Annotated in this window: 15 protein-coding genes; 8 read left to right on the top strand and 7 right to left on the bottom strand. The window is 63.7% G+C overall.

All coding sequences use genetic code 11. From position 1 onward, the window contains the following. Positions 1 to 37: 37 nt before the first annotated feature. Positions 38 to 937 (bottom strand): helix-turn-helix domain-containing protein, encoded by a 900-nt coding sequence (locus ACZ9C1_RS04860; RefSeq protein WP_110699300.1) that lies wholly within the window; start codon positions 935 to 937, stop codon positions 38 to 40. Between the two features lie 164 nt (positions 938 to 1,101). Between ACZ9C1_RS04860 and ACZ9C1_RS04855 the strand changes: the two genes are divergently transcribed. The 3 genes from ACZ9C1_RS04855 (at position 1,102) to ACZ9C1_RS04845 (ending at position 5,001) form a co-directional block, all read left to right on the top strand. Beyond that, complete coding sequence (locus ACZ9C1_RS04855; RefSeq protein WP_028689491.1) at positions 1,102 to 2,460, top strand: glutamine synthetase family protein; 1,359 nt, start codon at positions 1,102 to 1,104, stop codon at positions 2,458 to 2,460. 143 nt (positions 2,461 to 2,603) lie between these two features. After that, complete coding sequence (locus ACZ9C1_RS04850) at positions 2,604 to 3,692, top strand: polyamine ABC transporter substrate-binding protein (protein ID WP_023631637.1); 1,089 nt, start codon at positions 2,604 to 2,606, stop codon at positions 3,690 to 3,692. A gap of 13 nt (positions 3,693 to 3,705) precedes the next feature. Beyond that, positions 3,706 to 5,001 carry an NAD(P)/FAD-dependent oxidoreductase gene (locus tag ACZ9C1_RS04845; RefSeq protein ID WP_277503859.1) on the top strand — a complete coding sequence of 432 codons (1,296 nt, stop codon included), beginning with the start codon at positions 3,706 to 3,708 and terminating at the stop codon, positions 4,999 to 5,001. Positions 5,002 to 5,011: 10 nt separating this feature from the next. Here the strand turns inward: ACZ9C1_RS04845 and ACZ9C1_RS04840 are convergent, their stop codons facing one another. Both ACZ9C1_RS04840 and ACZ9C1_RS04835 read right to left on the bottom strand, forming a co-directional pair. Beyond that, positions 5,012 to 5,317, bottom strand: a complete 306-nt coding sequence (locus ACZ9C1_RS04840) for a helix-turn-helix domain-containing protein (protein ID WP_198754575.1) — start codon at positions 5,315 to 5,317, stop codon at positions 5,012 to 5,014. After that, entirely contained in the window at positions 5,298 to 5,681 is a 384-nt protein-coding gene (locus ACZ9C1_RS04835; protein ID WP_198754574.1) for a type II toxin-antitoxin system RelE/ParE family toxin, read from the bottom strand. The genes ACZ9C1_RS04840 and ACZ9C1_RS04835 overlap by 20 nt, the downstream gene beginning before the upstream one ends. 179 nt (positions 5,682 to 5,860) lie before the next feature. Here ACZ9C1_RS04835 and ACZ9C1_RS04830 point away from each other — a divergent pair, with 179 nt between their 5' ends. From ACZ9C1_RS04830 to ACZ9C1_RS04820, 3 genes are all read left to right on the top strand, one after another. Further along, positions 5,861 to 6,538, top strand: coding sequence for a DUF3313 domain-containing protein (locus ACZ9C1_RS04830; protein WP_046857799.1), 678 nt, complete (start codon positions 5,861 to 5,863; stop codon positions 6,536 to 6,538). Positions 6,539 to 6,801: 263 nt separating this feature from the next. Continuing rightward, positions 6,802 to 7,395, top strand: coding sequence for a DUF1842 domain-containing protein (locus tag ACZ9C1_RS04825; RefSeq protein ID WP_102682275.1), 594 nt, complete (start codon positions 6,802 to 6,804; stop codon positions 7,393 to 7,395). 19 nt (positions 7,396 to 7,414) lie between these two features. Then, entirely contained in the window at positions 7,415 to 7,870 is a 456-nt protein-coding gene (locus ACZ9C1_RS04820; protein WP_102682276.1) for a DUF1842 domain-containing protein, read from the top strand. Between the two features lie 72 nt (positions 7,871 to 7,942). Here the strand turns inward: ACZ9C1_RS04820 and ACZ9C1_RS04815 are convergent, their stop codons facing one another. Both ACZ9C1_RS04815 and ACZ9C1_RS04810 read right to left on the bottom strand, forming a co-directional pair. Further along, positions 7,943 to 9,250 carry a serine/threonine transporter gene (locus ACZ9C1_RS04815; RefSeq protein WP_046855776.1) on the bottom strand — a complete coding sequence of 436 codons (1,308 nt, stop codon included), beginning with the start codon at positions 9,248 to 9,250 and terminating at the stop codon, positions 7,943 to 7,945. 90 nt (positions 9,251 to 9,340) lie between these two features. Beyond that, complete coding sequence (locus ACZ9C1_RS04810) at positions 9,341 to 10,717, bottom strand: L-serine ammonia-lyase (protein WP_102682278.1); 1,377 nt, start codon at positions 10,715 to 10,717, stop codon at positions 9,341 to 9,343. Positions 10,718 to 10,863: 146 nt separating this feature from the next. Between ACZ9C1_RS04810 and ACZ9C1_RS04805 the strand changes: the two genes are divergently transcribed. Continuing rightward, positions 10,864 to 11,811 (top strand): LysR substrate-binding domain-containing protein, encoded by a 948-nt coding sequence (locus ACZ9C1_RS04805; RefSeq protein WP_110699313.1) that lies wholly within the window; start codon positions 10,864 to 10,866, stop codon positions 11,809 to 11,811. On the opposite strand, the gene ACZ9C1_RS04800 is transcribed toward ACZ9C1_RS04805, so the two are convergent. Continuing rightward, a complete protein-coding gene (locus ACZ9C1_RS04800; RefSeq protein ID WP_277503850.1) occupies positions 11,800 to 12,462 on the bottom strand; it encodes an RHS repeat-associated core domain-containing protein in 663 nt (220 codons plus the stop codon). The two genes, ACZ9C1_RS04805 and ACZ9C1_RS04800, sit on opposite strands and share 12 nt — an antisense overlap. 227 nt (positions 12,463 to 12,689) lie before the next feature. On the opposite strand from ACZ9C1_RS04800, the gene ACZ9C1_RS04795 reads away from it, so the two are divergent. Beyond that, on the top strand, positions 12,690 to 14,924 hold the full coding sequence (locus ACZ9C1_RS04795) for a TonB-dependent receptor (protein ID WP_476253673.1): 2,235 nt from the start codon (positions 12,690 to 12,692) through the stop codon (positions 14,922 to 14,924). Between the two features lie 2 nt (positions 14,925 to 14,926). On the opposite strand, the gene ACZ9C1_RS04790 is transcribed toward ACZ9C1_RS04795, so the two are convergent. Then, the gene (locus ACZ9C1_RS04790; RefSeq protein WP_277503847.1) at positions 14,927 to 16,636 is read right to left on the bottom strand and encodes a sulfatase-like hydrolase/transferase; all 1,710 of its coding nucleotides are present in this window, start codon (positions 16,634 to 16,636) and stop codon (positions 14,927 to 14,929) included. Positions 16,637 to 16,933: the final 297 nt, after the last annotated feature.

The following is a 16,933-nucleotide window of genomic DNA, read 5'->3' as shown; positions in this document are numbered from 1 at the left end:
TTGTCTGGCCTTCGCGCAGACACATTTGCTACAGACCCTAGCTTGCCCGCCGCCGCTTGAGCGTTTCGCTCGGCAGTTCGCGAAACAGCTGCCGGTAACTTTCGGAAAACCGTCCCAGGTGCCAGAACGACCAGCGCATCGCCACTTCGGCCACGGTCGCGTCACCAGCCAGCAGATCGCGCCGCGCGCCGTTCAGGCGACGCAGGCGCAACCAATGCGCCGGTGGCAGGTTGGTGAAACCCTTGAAGGCTTGCTGCAATTGACGCACGGAAACCCCGGCGACCTTGGCCAGTTGCAGCAGGTTTAGGGTTTCGTCGGGGCAGTCGGCGGCCCACTCGCTGACCCGGCGCATGATCGCCCGCTCCTCGTCGCGCCGCCCCAGCGCCTCGCCCTGCAGGCGCTGGCCGGCGTTGTCGAGGATGAACAGGCAGTCCTCCAGCAACTGCTCGCCCAGCGCCCCGCCCTCCAGCGGGCAATCGGCCTGTCCCAGCTGCGTGAGCGTGGCGCTCAGCCAGTTGCCGAACAAAGCGTTCTGCTGGCAGGTCAGCGGCACCATGAACAGACCGCGCAGGCGTTCCAGGTCGAGGCCGTGGCTGGCCAAAAACGGCTGCTCGAACACCACCGCCACTTCCTGGTAGTTCTCCGGGGTGATCCAGATATTGCGGCTGTCTTCATTGAGCAGATAGAGGCTGTTTTCACTGCGGTCGAAGCAGAACGCCAGGGCGCCGCTGGGCGCGCGAAAGAACTGCTCGACCCGGGTGTTCAGGCGCTCCTCGTAGACCTCCACGCCATCGAGGCCCAGCCAGCGCAGCTGGCCGTTGAAATGCCCGGGCGACATCTGCCGGTATTGCTGCTGCCAGCCAGGGGTGACGCGGGTCTGTTCGGTCACATCGGTGGTGCGGTAATCCTGGACCTGCAAGGCGGTTGGCGTTGTCACGCGCTGTCCTAGTTGCACTCTTTTGGTGCATTAATTGCCGAAGAAAGTGGATAGATCACCCTGGGGGGCAGCGACCAAGATAGTCCTCAGCGTCACCTGTGGGAAGTGCCCCTCGGCACTGAACGCCTTGCGTCCCACCACAACTACCCAACCAAGAGGTTTGTATGAACGCCCCCTTCGATCAGCTGTCCACCTGGCTGAAAGAACACCGGATCACCGAAGTCGAATGCGTGATCAGCGACCTGACCGGCATCGCCCGCGGCAAGATCGCCCCGACCGCCAAGTTCCTCCACGAGCGCGGCATGCGCCTGCCCGAGAGCGTGCTGCTGCAGACCGTCACCGGCGACTATGTCGACGACGACATCTACTACAGCCTGCTCGACGCCGCCGACATCGACATGGTCTGCCGCCCCGACCCCACGGCGGTGTACCAGATCCCCTGGGCCATCGAACCGACCGCGATCGTCATCCACGACACCTTCGACAAACAAGGCAACCCCATCGAGCTGTCGCCGCGCAACGTACTGAAGAAGGTGCTCAAGCTGTACGCCGACAAGGGCTGGCAGCCGATCGTCGCGCCGGAGATGGAGTTCTACCTCACCCAGCGCTGCGAGGACCCGGACCTGCCGCTGCAGGTGCCGCTGGGCCGCTCGGGCCGCGCCGAAAGTGGCCGTCAGTCGTTTTCCATCGATGCCGCCAACGAATTCGACCCGCTGTTCGAGGACGTCTACGACTGGTGCGAAATCCAGGGCCTGGACCTCGACACGCTGATCCATGAAGACGGCCCGGCGCAGATGGAGATCAACTTCCGCCACGGCGACGCCCTGGACCTGGCCGACCAGATCACCGTATTCAAGCGCACGATGCGCGAGGCGGCGCTCAAGCACAACGTCACCGCCACCTTCATGGCCAAGCCGATCACCGATGAACCGGGCAGTGCCATGCACCTGCACCAGAGCGTGGTCGACATCGCCACTGGCAAGCCGATCTTCGCCAATGACGACGGCAGCATGAGCGAGCTGTTCCTGCACCATATCGGCGGCCTGCAGAAGTACATCCCCAAGCTGTTGCCGATGTTCGCGCCGAACGTCAACTCGTTCCGCCGCTTCCTGCCTGACACCTCGGCGCCGGTGAACGTCGAATGGGGTGAGGAAAACCGTACCGCCGGCCTGCGCGTGCCAACGTCGAGCCCCGAAGCGATGCGCGTGGAGAACCGCCTGCCGGGCGCCGACGCCAACCCCTACCTGGCCATCGCCGCGAGCCTGCTGTGCGGTTACATCGGCATGGTCGAGAAACTCGAACCCAGCGCCCCGGTACAGGGCCGCGCCTATGAGCGGCGCAACCTGCGCCTGCCGATCACCATCGAGGACGCGCTGCAGCACATGGAAGACTGCGAAAAAGTGCAGCAGTACCTCGGCCAGCAGTTCGTCCAGGGCTACGTCGCGGTCAAGCGTGCCGAGCATGAAAACTTCAAGCGCGTGATCAGTTCGTGGGAGCGCGAGTTCCTGCTGTTGAGCGTCTGATCCGCTTTCTGGCAGGCCAGATCCCACGGCAGAACCAAGATGCCTGTGGGAGCCGGCTTGTCGTGGCGACGAACCGCGGCGATGGGCTGCAAAGCAGCCCCTACACCACCGAACTCGAAGAACAAGACCAACGAGGTGTCGACATGCGTCATCCGCAAGCTTTGATCCCCGCAACCTTCGCCCTGCTGTTCGGCGCGGCCGTCCAGGCCCAGCCGACGGTGAGCGTCTACAACTGGACCGACTACATCGGTGACACCACCCTGGCCGACTTCCAGGCCAGCAGCGGGATCAAGGTGGTCTATGACGTGTTCGACTCCAACGAAACCCTGGAGGGCAAGCTGCTGGCCGGGCGCACCGGCTACGACGTGGTCGTGCCCTCCAACCATTTCCTCGCGCGCCAGGCTCAGGCCGGCGCGTTCCTGCCGCTGGACCGCAGCAAGCTGCCGAACTGGCGGCACCTGGACCCGAAACTGCTCAAGCAACTGGAGCAGAACGACCCGGGCAACCAGTACGCCGTACCGTACCTCTGGGGCACCAACGGCATCGGCTACAACGTCGACAAGGTCAAGGCGGTGCTGGGCATCGACAGGATCGACTCCTGGGCCGTACTGTTCGAAGCCGAGAACCTGAAGAAGCTCAAGCAGTGCGGCGTGGCGTTCATGGACTCGCCCGACGAGCTCTACCCCGCCATGCTCAACTACCTGGGCATGAACCCGCGCAGCGAGAAGGCCGATGACTACAAGAAGGCCGAGGCCCGCCTGCTGGAGCTGCGCCCATACATCACCTACTTCCATTCCTCCAAGTACGTTTCGGACTTGGCCAATGGTGATGTCTGCATCGCCTTCGGCTACTCCGGCGACGTACTGCAGGCCGCGCACCGCGCCGAAGAGGCCGGCAACGGCGTCAAGGTCGCCTACAGCATTCCCAAGGAAGGCAGCAACCTGTGGTTCGACCTGCTGGCCATCCCCAAGGACGCCAAGAACCCCGAGCAGGCCCTGGCCTTCATCAACTACCTGCTCGACCCCAAGGTGATCGCCAAGGTCAGTGCCACGGTCGGCTATGCCAACGCCAACCCCGACGCCAAGGCCGACATGGACCCGGCGCTGGTCGACAACCCCGAAATCTACCCGCCGCAGGAGGTGCTGGACAAACTGTATGTCTCGTCCATGCAGAGCCCGCCGATCCTGCGGCAGATGACCCGCTCCTGGAGCAAGATCAAGTCCAATCGCTGAGTCGAGCCCACCCATGCCCCACATGACTGAACACACTGCCTCCTACTACGCCGCCTCGGCGCGCCAGGCGGCGACCTACCCCGCGCTAGACCAGGACCTGCAGGCCGATGTCTGCGTGGTCGGCGGTGGCCTGACCGGGGTCAACGCGGCCCTGGAGCTGGCCGAACGCGGCCTCTCGGTGATCCTGCTGGAGGCCCGCCGTATTGGCTGGGGCGCCAGCGGGCGCAACGGCGGGCAACTGATCCGCGGCATCGGCCATGACGTCTCGGGCTTTGCCCGCCATGTCGGCCAGGACGGCGTGCGCTACCTCAAGCAGGCCGGGATCGATTCGGTGGCCCTGGTCGCCCGCCGTATCGCGCAATATGGCATCGACTGCGACCTGCGCTGGGGGTTCTGCGAGCTGGCCAACACCCCCGCCCAGTTCGCCGCATTCGAGGACGAGCAACGCGACCTCGCCACACTGGGCTACCCGCATGAGACCCGCCTGGTCGGCCCCGAGCGCATGCACGAGATCGTCGCCAGCGACCTGTACGCCGGCGGCCTGGTCGACATGGGCTCGGGCCATCTGCACCCGCTCGACCTGGTCCAGGGCGAAGCCCACGCCGCCCATGGCCTGGGGGTGCGCATCTTCGAGCAAAGCCCGGTACTGCGCATCGAACATGGCAGTACGGTGACCCTGCACACCGCCCGCGGCAAGGTGCGCGCGCAGAGCCTGGTACTCGGCTGCAACGCCCACCTAGACGAACTGGAGCCACGCTTGACTGGCAAGGTGCTGCCGGCGGGCAGCTACGTGGTGGCGACCGAGCCACTGCCTGAAGACCTGGCGCGTACACTGATCCCGCAGAACATGGCGCTGTGCGACCAGAAAGTGGGCCTGGACTACTACCGCCTGACCGCCGACAACCGCCTGTTGTTCGGTGGCGCCTGCCACTATTCCGGCCGCGACCCCAAGGACATCGGCGCCTACATGCGGCCCAAGGTGCTCAAGGTGTTCCCGCAACTGGCCGAGGTGCGTCTGGACTACCAGTGGGGCGGCATGATCGGCATCACCGCCAACCGCTTCCCCCAGGTCGGCCGGCTCAGCCAGCACCCCAACGTGTTCTATGCCCAGGGCTACTCCGGGCATGGCCTGAACGTCACCCACTGGACCGCGAAACTGCTCGCCGAGGCCATCGCCACCGAGCAAAGCCATGGCTTCGATGTGTTTCGCGCGGTGCCGCACCTGACCTTCCCCGGCGGCAAGGCACTGCGCTCGCCGCTGCTGGCACTGGGGATGCTGTGGTACCGCTTGCGCGAGGCACTGGGCTGACGGCCCACCTTCAAAGGATGGCTTGAAGCCCCTTGTCGGCAATGATGTTCAGCAGCTTCAAGGCCGGCCCGGCCGGGCGTGTTTCGCCCTGCTCCCATTTGCGCACTGTCGATGCGCTGGTGTGCAGGTGCAGGGCGAACACCGGTTGGCTGAAGTTAAGGGCTTCACGCAGGTCGCGGATGTCCTGGGCAGTGAACGCTCGCACCGGAGCCGGGCAGATCGCCTCGAAGTCCCTAAGTGTAACCTTGCCGACAGCACCGGCCTGTTCCAGGGCCGACAGGTCGGCACGCAATGACTCAATGAGTTTGCTGGTCACAGTGGACCTCCATCAATACCCCGCAACCCAATGCCTTGGCCAGGGCGTGGGGTGATAATTCCAGAAATACCTTGCCGGTAAACTGCAGGGCCTTTTGCTCGGCCGGCGTGACATTGGCCAGGTCGCTTTTGGCGAATCCATGCAAGAACACATATCGATCGCCTATACGAGCCGACAGTAGCGTGCGGTAACCACCCCGCTTGCCACTGCAAAGGCCAGCAATGCGCTTCTTGAATAATAAACCGCCAAGACTCGCGTCAACCAACCCACTCTGCATTTCTGCAACTGCTCGGCAGAGCAGGTGGTCCGGCAAGCACTCCCTGGCTTGCCAGCGGGCAAACTCCCTACGCTTGTAGACATCCATGATCGGCACTCTAAACATACCCGTAAAGGGCATACTTTTCCACTTTCAGTGATGAATGGATAGTCAGCCCAATCAGGTTGATCGGTGGGAAACGGCAACTGTCGACAGCCCGAACGCTGGCCTTCGGCCCACCACCTGCTAGCGTTGTCCTGGCCCCTTCCCTCATGGACCTCGTCATCATGAAGCACCTGCCTCGCACCACCCTGCTGTGCGCTGCTCTGCTGGCCCTGGTTGCCTGCTCCAGCAACCGTGTCGACCCCAAGGACTATTCCGGGTTTCTCAAGGACTACAGCCGCCTGAAGCCGGCCGAAAGCGTCTCCGGCGCGCCAGTGATGCGCTGGATCGACCCGGACGTGAAGGCCAGCCAGTACACCAAGGTGTTCATCGAACCGAGCCAGTTCTACCCCAAGCCGCAACCGACCAACGTGATCTCGGCGCAGACCCTGCAAGAGATCACCCGCTACTTCAACGAAGCGATGCGCCGCGAACTCGGCAGTGTGCTCACCCTGGTCAAGGAGCCCGGGCCGAATACCATCGTGGTGCGCCCGGCGATCACCGCGGTCTCCACCAGCACCGAAGGCCTCAAACCCTATGAAGTGATCCCCATCGCCCTGGTCGCCGCGGCGGTCAACACCGCCGCCGGTGGCCGCGACCAGGCCGTGGACATCGCCGTGGAGGCGGCCTTCCTCGATGGCGCCAGCCAGAACGTGCTGGCCCAGGTGGTGCGCAAGGGCAGTGGCAAGGACCTGGAGAACGACACCACGCAGCTGACCCTGAACGACGTCAAGCCGGTGCTCGACGGCTGGGCCAGCGACATGCGCCGCAGCTTCGTGGCCCTGCAGCAGAAAGCGAAGTAAGTGACCATTCGGTCAATGCGCGACCACTCGTCGGACGTACTGTAAAAAGGCCATCACTGCCTGGCCGGCCTGCTTAACTCAAGCGGGCTGCCAGGCAGGCGGCACCGCGTACCAGGGATGGCTGCACAAGCCGGCTGCCAACAGCCGCTCGCACCGGGCAAGCCTGTTCTCCCCGCCCGGTCTCCCACCTCCTCCGCCTCTTCGCCCGCCTGCGCCAGTCGTGGTTATCGGTATGTCATTCATCGAATGCAATGGAGGCAATCATGTCTGAATCGCTGCTCGCACCGTCGGAAGGTCTTTTCCCGGTGTCCTACCTCATTGGTACCAACGCGCCAGGTGCCCCGCGCCTGCAAGTCGACCTGCTGGTCTACACGCCAGACCGCAGCGTCAACGGCCACGCGCTGATCACCCAGACCACCAACCCACCGCTGGAGCTGGCGCTGGATGTCTGGGGCACCTACAGCTACCTCACCGTGCAGCCGCCAAGTGAAGGCAAGATCCTGCTGACGGTACGTGGCAACCATGGCGGACCACACGCCAACTCGCCGGAGCAGTTCGAACTGCGTGCGCTGCTCGACCAGGACTGGCAGAAAGGTACGGCCAGCTACCGCTACTACAACGGCCAGCGCTGGATCGAGGTGGACAACGTACCCGTCGTGCTGGAGCTCAAGCGCATCCAGACACTGGCGAACGTCGACCTGACGACCGAACTGCACAACGCCACCCTGGAGGCAGTGATCGCCACCGGTGATGTCGCGCAACTCAAGCATCTGGCCAGCGGTGCCGTGGGCAAAGCCCTGGACCAAGCTCTTGCCTCGACCAAAAGCCCGGCCGCCAAGGCCGCCAAGAAAGCCTGAGCAGACAAGGAGAATCAGCATGTCCTTCGGACTTTTTCATACCCGCCTGAACGTCAGCAACGGGCTGCTCGGCGCACCGATCCTGACCCTCGACCTGCTGGTGAATACCGTGCAGAAGAAGGTCACCGGCAGGGCTTCCATCATCCAGACCACGCATCCGGTTCAGGTGTTCCACGCCAAGGTGTGGGGCGGCTACAGCGAGCTGCCGTTCGCGCCCGCGGGTAGCCCGTCGATCGTCCTGCATCTGGATGGCAGCCCTAGCGGCCCGCTCAGTCAGATTGCCCAGACCTTCCACCTGCAGGGTCTGCTCGACCAGGGCTGGAATGTCGGCACTGCCAGCTACCGCTACTTCATCAACGGCCATTGGGTCGACCAGCATGGCCGCGTGCGCAAGGCGCCGGACATCACCCACCAGGATCAACCGCGACCAGCGGAGCGCCTGAAGGCCGCGATCAGGCACCTGGAAAGCGTCTGACCTGAGCGGTCCGCGGGGCAAGTCCTCCCCCCACGCATTCACGTGGGAGCGGGCTTGCCCCGCGTTCATTGGTCAGGCCATGAAGCTGTAGGCGATCGCCGACAGCGTGATCAAGCCGATCAGCACCACGAACACATTCGACAGCTTGCCCGAGTACTGGCGCAACGCCGGCACCTTCTGTACCGCGTACATCGGCATCAGGAACAACAGGCAGGCGATCACCGGCCCACCAAGGCTCTCGATCAGCCCGAGGATGCTTGGGTTGAGGGTGGCCACCGCCCAGCAGGTCACCAGCATGAACAACGCGGTGGCGCGCTCCAGGCGCTTGGCCGGCCATGTCTTGCCGCGCCCGCGCAGGCTCTTGACGATCATGCCCTGGAAGCCTTCGCTGGCTCCGATGTAGTGGCCGAGGAAAGACTTGGTGATAGCCACCAGCGCGATCAGTGGCGCGACGAAGGCGATCACCGGGGTCTGGAAGTGGTTGGCCAGGTACGACAGGATCGAGATGTTCTGCGCCTTGGCCGCGGCCAGGTCCGCCGGGCTCAGGGCCAGCACGCAGCTGAAGCAGAAGAACATCACCGTCAGCACCATCATCACATGGGCCGTGGCCAGGGTCCGGCCACTCTTGCGGTCGGCATCATTGCCATAGCGGTGCTTCTGGTCGACGGCGAAGGCCGAGATGATCGGCGAATGGTTGAACGAGAACACCATCACCGGGATCGCCAGCCACAAGGTCAGCAACAGCTTCGAGGCGCTGATGCCCTCGTTGGCCTGGGCGAAGAAGGCGCCGTTCCAGTTGGGGATCAGGCTCAGCGCCAGCAGCAGCAACGAGGCGACGAAGGGATACACCAGCACGCTCATGGCCTTGACGATGATCTGCTGGCCGCAGCGCACCACGATCATCAACCCGCAGATCAGCAGCAACGCCAACAGCGCTCGGGGCGGCGCACCGATGTGCAGTTGGTGCTCGAAGAAGCTGGTCAGGGTATTGGTCAATGCCACGCTGTAGACCAGCAGGATCGGGAAGATAGCGAAGAAGTACAGCAAGGTGATGAGCTTGCCGGCGCCCACGCCGAAATGCTCCTCCACCACTTCGGTGATGTCCTCGTTGCCGCCTTTGCGCCCGGACAGCACGAAGCGCGTCAGGGCGCGGTGGGCAAAGAAGGTCATGGGGAAGGCCAGCAATGCCAGGATCAGCAACGGCCAGAAGCCCCCGACCCCGGCGTTGATCGGCAGGAACAGGGTGCCGGCGCCGATCGCCGTGCCATACAGGCCCAGGGCCCAGGTGGTGTCGTGGCGGTTCCAGGTGGTCGAGCCACTGGCCGAAGCCGGGGCAGCCGAATCCGCACGAACGCTCGTGGTGCTTTGTACATCAGTCATGGGTATCGCCTTGTAGTTGTTTTTGTCGCAGGTACAGCGGGTGTTGCAGGTTCAATCAGGTTTGCGGGGCACTTCGCGGGAGCCTGTTTCTCAGCACTCGACGAACGCGACGGCCAGGCCGCCGCGGGAGGTTTCCTTGTAGTTGGCGTGCATGTCCGCGCCGGTATCGCGCATGGTGCGGATCACCCGGTCGAGGGAGATGAAATGCTCGCCGTCGCCACGCAAGGCCATCTGCACGGCGTTGATGGCCTTCACCGCGGCAATCGCATTGCGCTCGATGCACGGGATCTGCACCAGGCCACCCACGGGGTCGCAGGTCAGCCCGAGGTTGTGCTCCAGCGCGATCTCGGCGGCGTTTTCCAGCTGCGGTGGGGTCGCGCCAAGCACCTCGGCGAGCCCTGCGGCAGCCATCGAGCAGGCCGAGCCCACCTCACCCTGGCAACCGACTTCGGCGCCGGAAATCGAAGCGTTCTTCTTGCACAGAATGCCCACTGCGGCCGCCGCCAGGAGAAACGCCACCACATCGTCGTCACAGGCGCCGGGGTTGAACTTCATGTAGTAGTGCAGCACCGCCGGGATGATGCCGGCGGCGCCGTTGGTGGGCGCGGTGACCATGCGCCCGCCGGCGGCGTTCTCTTCGTTCACCGCCAAGGCGAACAGGTTGACCCACTCCATGGCGCTGAGGGTCGAGCCGATCACGTTCGGCTTGCCGACCTCCTGCAGGCTGCGGTGCAGGCGCGCCGCCCGGCGCTTGACCTTGAGCCCACCCGGCAGGATGCCTTCGTTGCGCAGGCCGTTGTCGACGCATTCGCCCATCGCCGCCCAGATCTTCAACAGGCCTTCGCGGACCTCGCTTTCCGGACGCCAGGCGCACTCGTTGGCCAGCATCAGCTGGCTGACGCTGAGATTGTGGGCCTTGCACAGGGCCAGCAGTTCGGCACCGCTGGAAAATTCGTAAGGCAGCTCGACCAGGCCTTCGTCGCTCGAAGGCGCATCGATTTCAGCTTGTTCGACGATGAAGCCTCCGCCCACCGAATAGTAGGTCTGGCTGAACTGGCTGCCCTGCCCGTCGAAGCTTTCCAGGGTCATTGCATTAGGGTGGTAGGCCAGGCTCTCGTCCAGCAGGCGCATGTCGCGGCTGTACTGGAAGTCGATTGGATGACTGCCGTCGAGCATCAGGCAGTGCTCCTGCATCAGCTGGTCGATGCGTGGCTCGATGCTGTGCGGGTCGATCCGGTCCGGCCACTGGCCCATCAGCCCCAACAGGCAGGCACGGTCGGTGGCGTGCCCGACCCCCGTGGCCGACAGCGAGCCATAAAGGCGTACCTCGACCCGGCGAACCTGGGCCAGCAAGCCGCGCTCGCGCAGGGCCTGGGCAAAGGTCGCCGCGGCGCGCATGGGGCCGACGGTGTGGGAACTGGACGGGCCGATGCCAATCTTGAAAAGGTCGAAAACACTGATAGCCATGCTAATGCCTGACCGTGACGGCGATCTGCGACACGCCACGGCTCTCCGGAAAATTTGAGCGGTATTGCCAAGTTGCGCGATACTGCCGCGCTCAGGCCAGCTTGACCAACGAAACTTCCTACACAAGCCTTTAGCAGGACTAAACAATGAAAGGTCCACTCAATGGCCAGGTGTTCGTCTGGCTGCACGTGTTTTCCTGTGCGGCGCGACACCTGTCGTTCACCCGCTGCGCCGAAGAGCTGCACATCACTCCCGGAGCGGTCAGCCAGCAGATGCGCCAGCTCGAGGAACGCCTGGGCTTTCGCCTGTTCCTGCGCCGTGCTCGCGGCGTCGAGTTGTCCGCCGAAGGCCAGCGCCTGGCGCAGACCGTGGCCGAAGCCTACGGCAGCATCGAGGCCGAGCTGCTGCGCCTGGACGCCGGCGAGATCCGCGGTACCTTGCGCCTGCGCTCGATCCCCTCGTTCCTGGCCAAGTGGCTGACCCCGCGCCTGCCGCGTTTCCAGCAACGCTATCCGGACATTGAGCTGCGCCTGGTGGCCGAGGACAGTAACCAGGCGCTGCATCCGGAAGACTTCGACCTGGCCATCGATCTCAACGATGGCAGCTATCCGGGCATGCTCTCCACGCCTCTGCTCGACGAGCAGATCTTCCCAGTGTGCTCGCCTGCCCTGCTGCGCGGCCGGCCGCCCCTGCACGGCCCGGCCGGGCTGGCCCACTACCCGCTGCTGCATGACATCACCGCCTGGCGCGGCAGCTCGGAATACGCCGAGTGGGAGTTCTACCTCGACGGCATCGGTGCCGGCGGGCTGGACGTACGCCGCGGACATACCTTCAACCGCAACCACCTGACCATCGAGGCCGCCATCGCCGGGGTCGGCGTGGCCATCGCCCGGCGCACCCTGCTCAACGACGAACTGGAACGCGGCGCGCTGATCGTGCCGTTCGGGGTGCCGATTGCCAACCACAAGCGTTATGTGCTGCTGTATCCACCGGGCGGATTGAGCCAACCTGGGGCGCGGGCGGTACATGACTGGTTGGTGGAGGAGGCGCAGAGCTTTCGCACGCTGCATCCACTCCAGCTTTCAGTCGAATAACAGCTCGCGACGGACCCCCTCCATCCGCACTATCGGCGACTCGGACTTTTCCGGAGTTTCGAGCAGCAGCGGCCCTACGAATGGAGAGAAGACAGCATCGTCTTCAACCCAACGCTTGTAATAGAAGCTGCCCAGACCATAGGCCGTTACCGCCAGAGCGATGCCAGAGCTAAAATCTGCCAACCCTCGCCCCACATCGACAGTAACATGGGGCATTTGCAGTAATTCCCCGGCGATCATCCCCCACTTGGCGGCACGCTTGATCATTTTTGCTGGACCTTTGCCGGTCAGGGCATCCTTGCCAGTCGATGCGATCAGGAAAACCATCTTGGCGGCTTTCTTGAGACTGGCCTCACCACTTGGGTCCAGGCGGTTGACCGGATCACCCAAGCAATAGGCATAAGTATTGATCCCCCCCTTGCCAAAAGGGCTCTGCTGATCCGGACTGGTGAAGCGCATGAGGTTCGGATCGTAGGCTCGCCGACCATTCCCCAGCAAGTAGAAGTCTGTACTGCGGTCCCATAGTTGCCCGGTGAACGCCAACAACGGCCCATCGATCCACTGGCTGGCCCCAAACGGAGTAAACGCCCTGGTTTGCTCGACGCCAGACGTCGAGTTGTTCGAATCACACTTCACCAGTTCGTTGGTCATCTCTCGACTTCCCGGATAATCGTCGCAAGCGCCTTGGCCAAGTCGATAGCGGGCTCCTCGGAGGCGAGCCGAATTTTCTAGAGGCTAGCTACATCTCGATGCACATGCACCTAACAGTCTTAACAGTGACAAATTTTATTGAATATCATTTGCATTGAGGTTTTTCCCTTCTGATTCGGAATCCTAGTGAATGCCTTCACTCACTTGCGAATCGAAAGGACTCCAGCATGTCGCAACAACGTGTCAGCCCGGCGCAGCAGTCGGCTGTGCCTCACTTCGACTTCAATCGCACTTTCGTCGCTGTGCATATGACCTTGCTACTCGGCTTGGGCGGTACCGCCATGGGCGTAACTGCGGCGCAGACTGAGGAAGTGGAAAAGCCCCGCCACGGCCAGCCCACCGGCAGCCTGGAGCTGTCCGAAACCATGGTCGAAGGCAGCCGCGACGCCCCCAGTGCATCGCCGCCAGTCTACGCCGGTGGCCAGGTGGCCTCGGGTGGCCGGGTCGGGCTGCTGGGCAACAAGGACTTCATGGAGACGCCGTTCAGCACCATCAGCTACACCGAGAAATACATCGAGGACACCCAGGCCCAAACCATCACCGATGTGATCGCCGCCACCGACCCGTCGGTGTTCAGCAACGGGCTCAAGGGCACCTACAGCGAGAACTATTCCATCCGCGGCCTCAACTCCAACATCAGCGACGTGAGCATTGGCGGCCTGTATGGCATGGCGCCCTACTACCGGATCTCGCCGGAGATGTACGAGCGCGTCGAGGTGCTCAAGGGCCCGTCCGCCCTGCTCAACGGCATGCCGCCAGGCGGTTCGGTGGCCGGCAGCATCAACCTGGTGCCCAAACGCGCGGGCGCCGAACCGCTGACGCGGATCACCGGCACCTACATGTCGGACGCGCAGTTCGGCGGGCACCTCGACGTCGGCCGTCGCTTCGGCGAGGAACAACAGTTCGGCGTGCGCTTCAACAGCGTCTACCGCGACGGCGACACCGCCACCGACCACCAGCGCATGAAGGCCGAGCTCAATGCCCTGGGCCTGGACTGGCGTGGCGAGCGCGCGCGGCTGTCGGCCGACCTGTACGAAAGCGAGGACCGGGTCAGGGGCCAGAACCGCGGCATCGGCCTGGCCGCAGGTGTGCCGGTGCCCAGGCCGCCGAAGTCCGAGACCTTGCTCAACCCGGACTGGGGTTTCGTACAGACCCGCGACAAGGGCGTGATCGTGCGCGGCGAATATGACCTCAACGACAACCTCATGGCCTATGCCTCAGCCGGCACCAGCAAGACCGACTACAAGTACAGCGGCACCATGCTCGCAGAAGTGCTCAACACCGCTGGCGACTTCGAGACGCGCATGGGCCAGTTGAAGATCGACCTGGAGAAGACCTCGGGCGAAGCCGGCCTGCGTGGCCATTTCGACACCTTCGGCGTCGGCCACCAGTGGTCGCTCAATGCCACGCACTACTCGGACAAGCAGCGCGACTATGGCCGGCGCAACGTTCCGGGTGCCGAGTGGATCACCAACATCTACCACCCGGTCTGGGGCCCTGAGGCCGCCAGGAGCTACCCCGCCATCGCCCACACTGAATCACGCCTGAGCAGCTACGGCCTGGCCGACACCCTGTCGTTCTTCGACGAGCGTGTGCAGCTCACCCTAGGCGTGCGCCGCCAGCAGGTGCTGACCGACAGCTTCAACGTCGACACCGGCGCGCAAACCAGTCGCTACAACGAAAGCGCCACCACCCCGGCCGCAGCGGTGCTGATCAAGGTAACCGACGAAGTGTCGCTGTACGCCAACTACATCGAAGGCCTGAGCAAAGGCGCCGTCGCCCCGCTTACCGCACCCAACGCCGGCCAGGTGTTCGCCCCGTACAAGTCCAAGCAGAAGGAGGTCGGTATCAAGCTCGACCTCGGCGACTTCGCCCACACCCTCAGCCTGTACCAGATAGAGCGCCCCAGCAGCTTCACCAACCCGGTAACCAAAGTGTTCTCCTTCGGTGGCGAGCAACGTAACCGCGGGCTCGAGTGGAGCTTCTTCGGCACACCGGTGGCCGATGTGCGCCTGATGGGCGGCGTGGCCCGTCTCGATCCCAAGGTGACCAAGGCCGAGAACCCCGCCGAGCAAGGCAAGACCGCCACCGGTCAGCCAAAACTGCAGGGCAAGCTGGGCGTGGAATGGGATACCCCGGTGCTCGAAGGCCTGACCCTGACCGCCAACGCCACGGCCGTCTCGAAGCAGTACATCAGCGACGACAACAGCCAGTCGATTCCCGGCTACACCCTCTACGACGTCGGTGCCCGCTACCGGCTGCAGGTGGCCGACCACCCGGTGACCTTGCGCGGCACGGTGGAGAACGTGACCAACAAGGCCTACTGGGGCATGCCGCTGCTTACCAGCCTGGGGCTGGGCGCGCCGCGTACCGTGCAGCTTTCCGCCAGCATCGACTTCTGACGTCAGTCCGCCTTGCCTACCGGCATCGGTTGCCCCGCCAGGACACTGGCGGGGGTGACCACCTGGCCCAGGTCGATGTGACGGAAATCCGGCTTGGCCCCCAGCCGCGCATTGAAACGCACGTTGAAGGTGAACGGGTCGTCGGTCGGCATGTCCAGCGACTGCCCGTAGAGCGCGCTGACCGCCTTGTCGTCGTAGCCCATCAGCTTGAGCATTGTGGGGAACAGGTTGTAGTGGCTGGAGGCGTTACGGTTCACCGCCAGGTTGCCTTCCCAATCCAGTGTTCTGAGGCCCTGCCCCTGGATCACTACCAGCGGCACCAGGCCCTCCTCCGGCACCGGGTCGCTGTCGCAATGGGTGTTCAGCCCCGGGTTGCCACGCTCATGCAGGTCCTGGCCATGGTCGGAGGTGTACAACACCACGGCCTGGCTGAGGTCGGCCTCGACGAACAGGCGGCGGAAGAACTCGCCGACGCTCCACAGCACGGTGTTCTGGTAGGCATTGCGGTACAGCACCCAGTCCTGCGGGCGGCCATCGAAACCGTCGCGGGTGCCAGTGTCGGCAATATCGACGTAGTGGCCCCGGGGCAACGCGGGCTGGTATTTGAGGAAGTCGTCTGGGTATTTGTCGTGCACCGGGAAGTGGGCGCCGACCTTGTTCACCACGATCAGGTGCGGCTTGCCATCCTTGAGCAGCGCCACCAGCCGCTCCAGCGCCGCCATGTCGCGCTGCACCACGGGGGTGTCGTCGAACTGGATGAACTGGTCGATATCGCGCTTCTCGGTTTCGGTCATCAGGTTCTGCAAATTGCCGCCAGTGCGCTGCCCGTCGATGTAGACCGTCTCCAGGCCCGCGCGCTTGGCGTACTGCCAGATCGACGGCTGGGTCGAGTTGATGCGCAGGTAGTCGGCACGGGTGCCGCCATAGCGCAGGGTGACATTGGTGTCGGCGCTGCAGTTGGCAATCGACGCGGCGTAACCGAAATTGACGATCTGCACGCCGGGTTGGGCCTGGGCCAGATGGCTGGTGACCCCGGCCGGGGTGTTCAGGTCCAGGTAGTTGCCCGAGATGCTCTCGTCGATCAGCAGCACGATGTCCCGCACCATCGCCGGGCCTGATTGGGCAAGGGTTACGGGCTGACGTGGTCCGACATGGTCGTGCAGGGTCTCGTAGGTGAACAGGCTCAAGTAGGCCAGCGGCGTGTACATCACCGGCAGCCCGCGGGCGCCCTCGCCGGCCCGCACGAACAGGATGGCGACCAGCGCCAGCAACCCCAGCAGCGGTGCCAACGGTGGCAACAGGCGCGGCAACTTCGGCATCGGCCCCGGACGCAGGCCAATGCCCAGCAGCAACAGCAGCGCCCGTGCCGCAGCGAGGGTTATGGCGTAGTGATATTGCTGCAGCGCCTCCTGGACGAAACCGCCGGCGTAGACCATGGACACGAAGGCGCTATAGGTCAGGTACGAATCGGTGATGCGGTTATAAGCGTCGAGAAAGATCGCGCTGACGGTGAACATCAGGGCCAGCGCCCAGCGCAGCCACCCCGCACGCGTGAACGCCGCCAGCACAAGCGCCACCGCCAAAACCGCAAACATACCCAGGTAAAGGACCAGCGGCACGCCAATACCCAAGGCTTCTATGCGCTCACGGTAATAGCCATGAAAGCTGGCCAGGTAAACCAGCAGCAGCAAAAGCTTGACCCATCCACGCATGTTTCGGCCACTCCGGTCATGGAATTCTTCTCAAACCGTAGCACCTGTGAAACAAACCACAACGCAAAAAAGTCAAATTTCCGACGACATACCGACACCGGAATCTGGCACAGGCCGCAAGCTGTTGTTGATTATCTCTATCGTCCGCAGCCCGCTTATTTCGGTGCATTGCACCGTTCATCGGCTCGCCGAACGGCCAATTGCCACTAGCTATGTTCGCTAACACACGGATTGGAAACGGGTTGGTGGCAGAAGGCCCGTTGCGTTGGACTCTGTAAATGCGACGAAACATGCCAT

This window comes from Pseudomonas sp. TE21435 (assembly GCF_056279265.1).
Note: the sequence above shows the minus strand (reverse complement) of the source record. Positions and strands in the feature narration are given on the sequence as shown.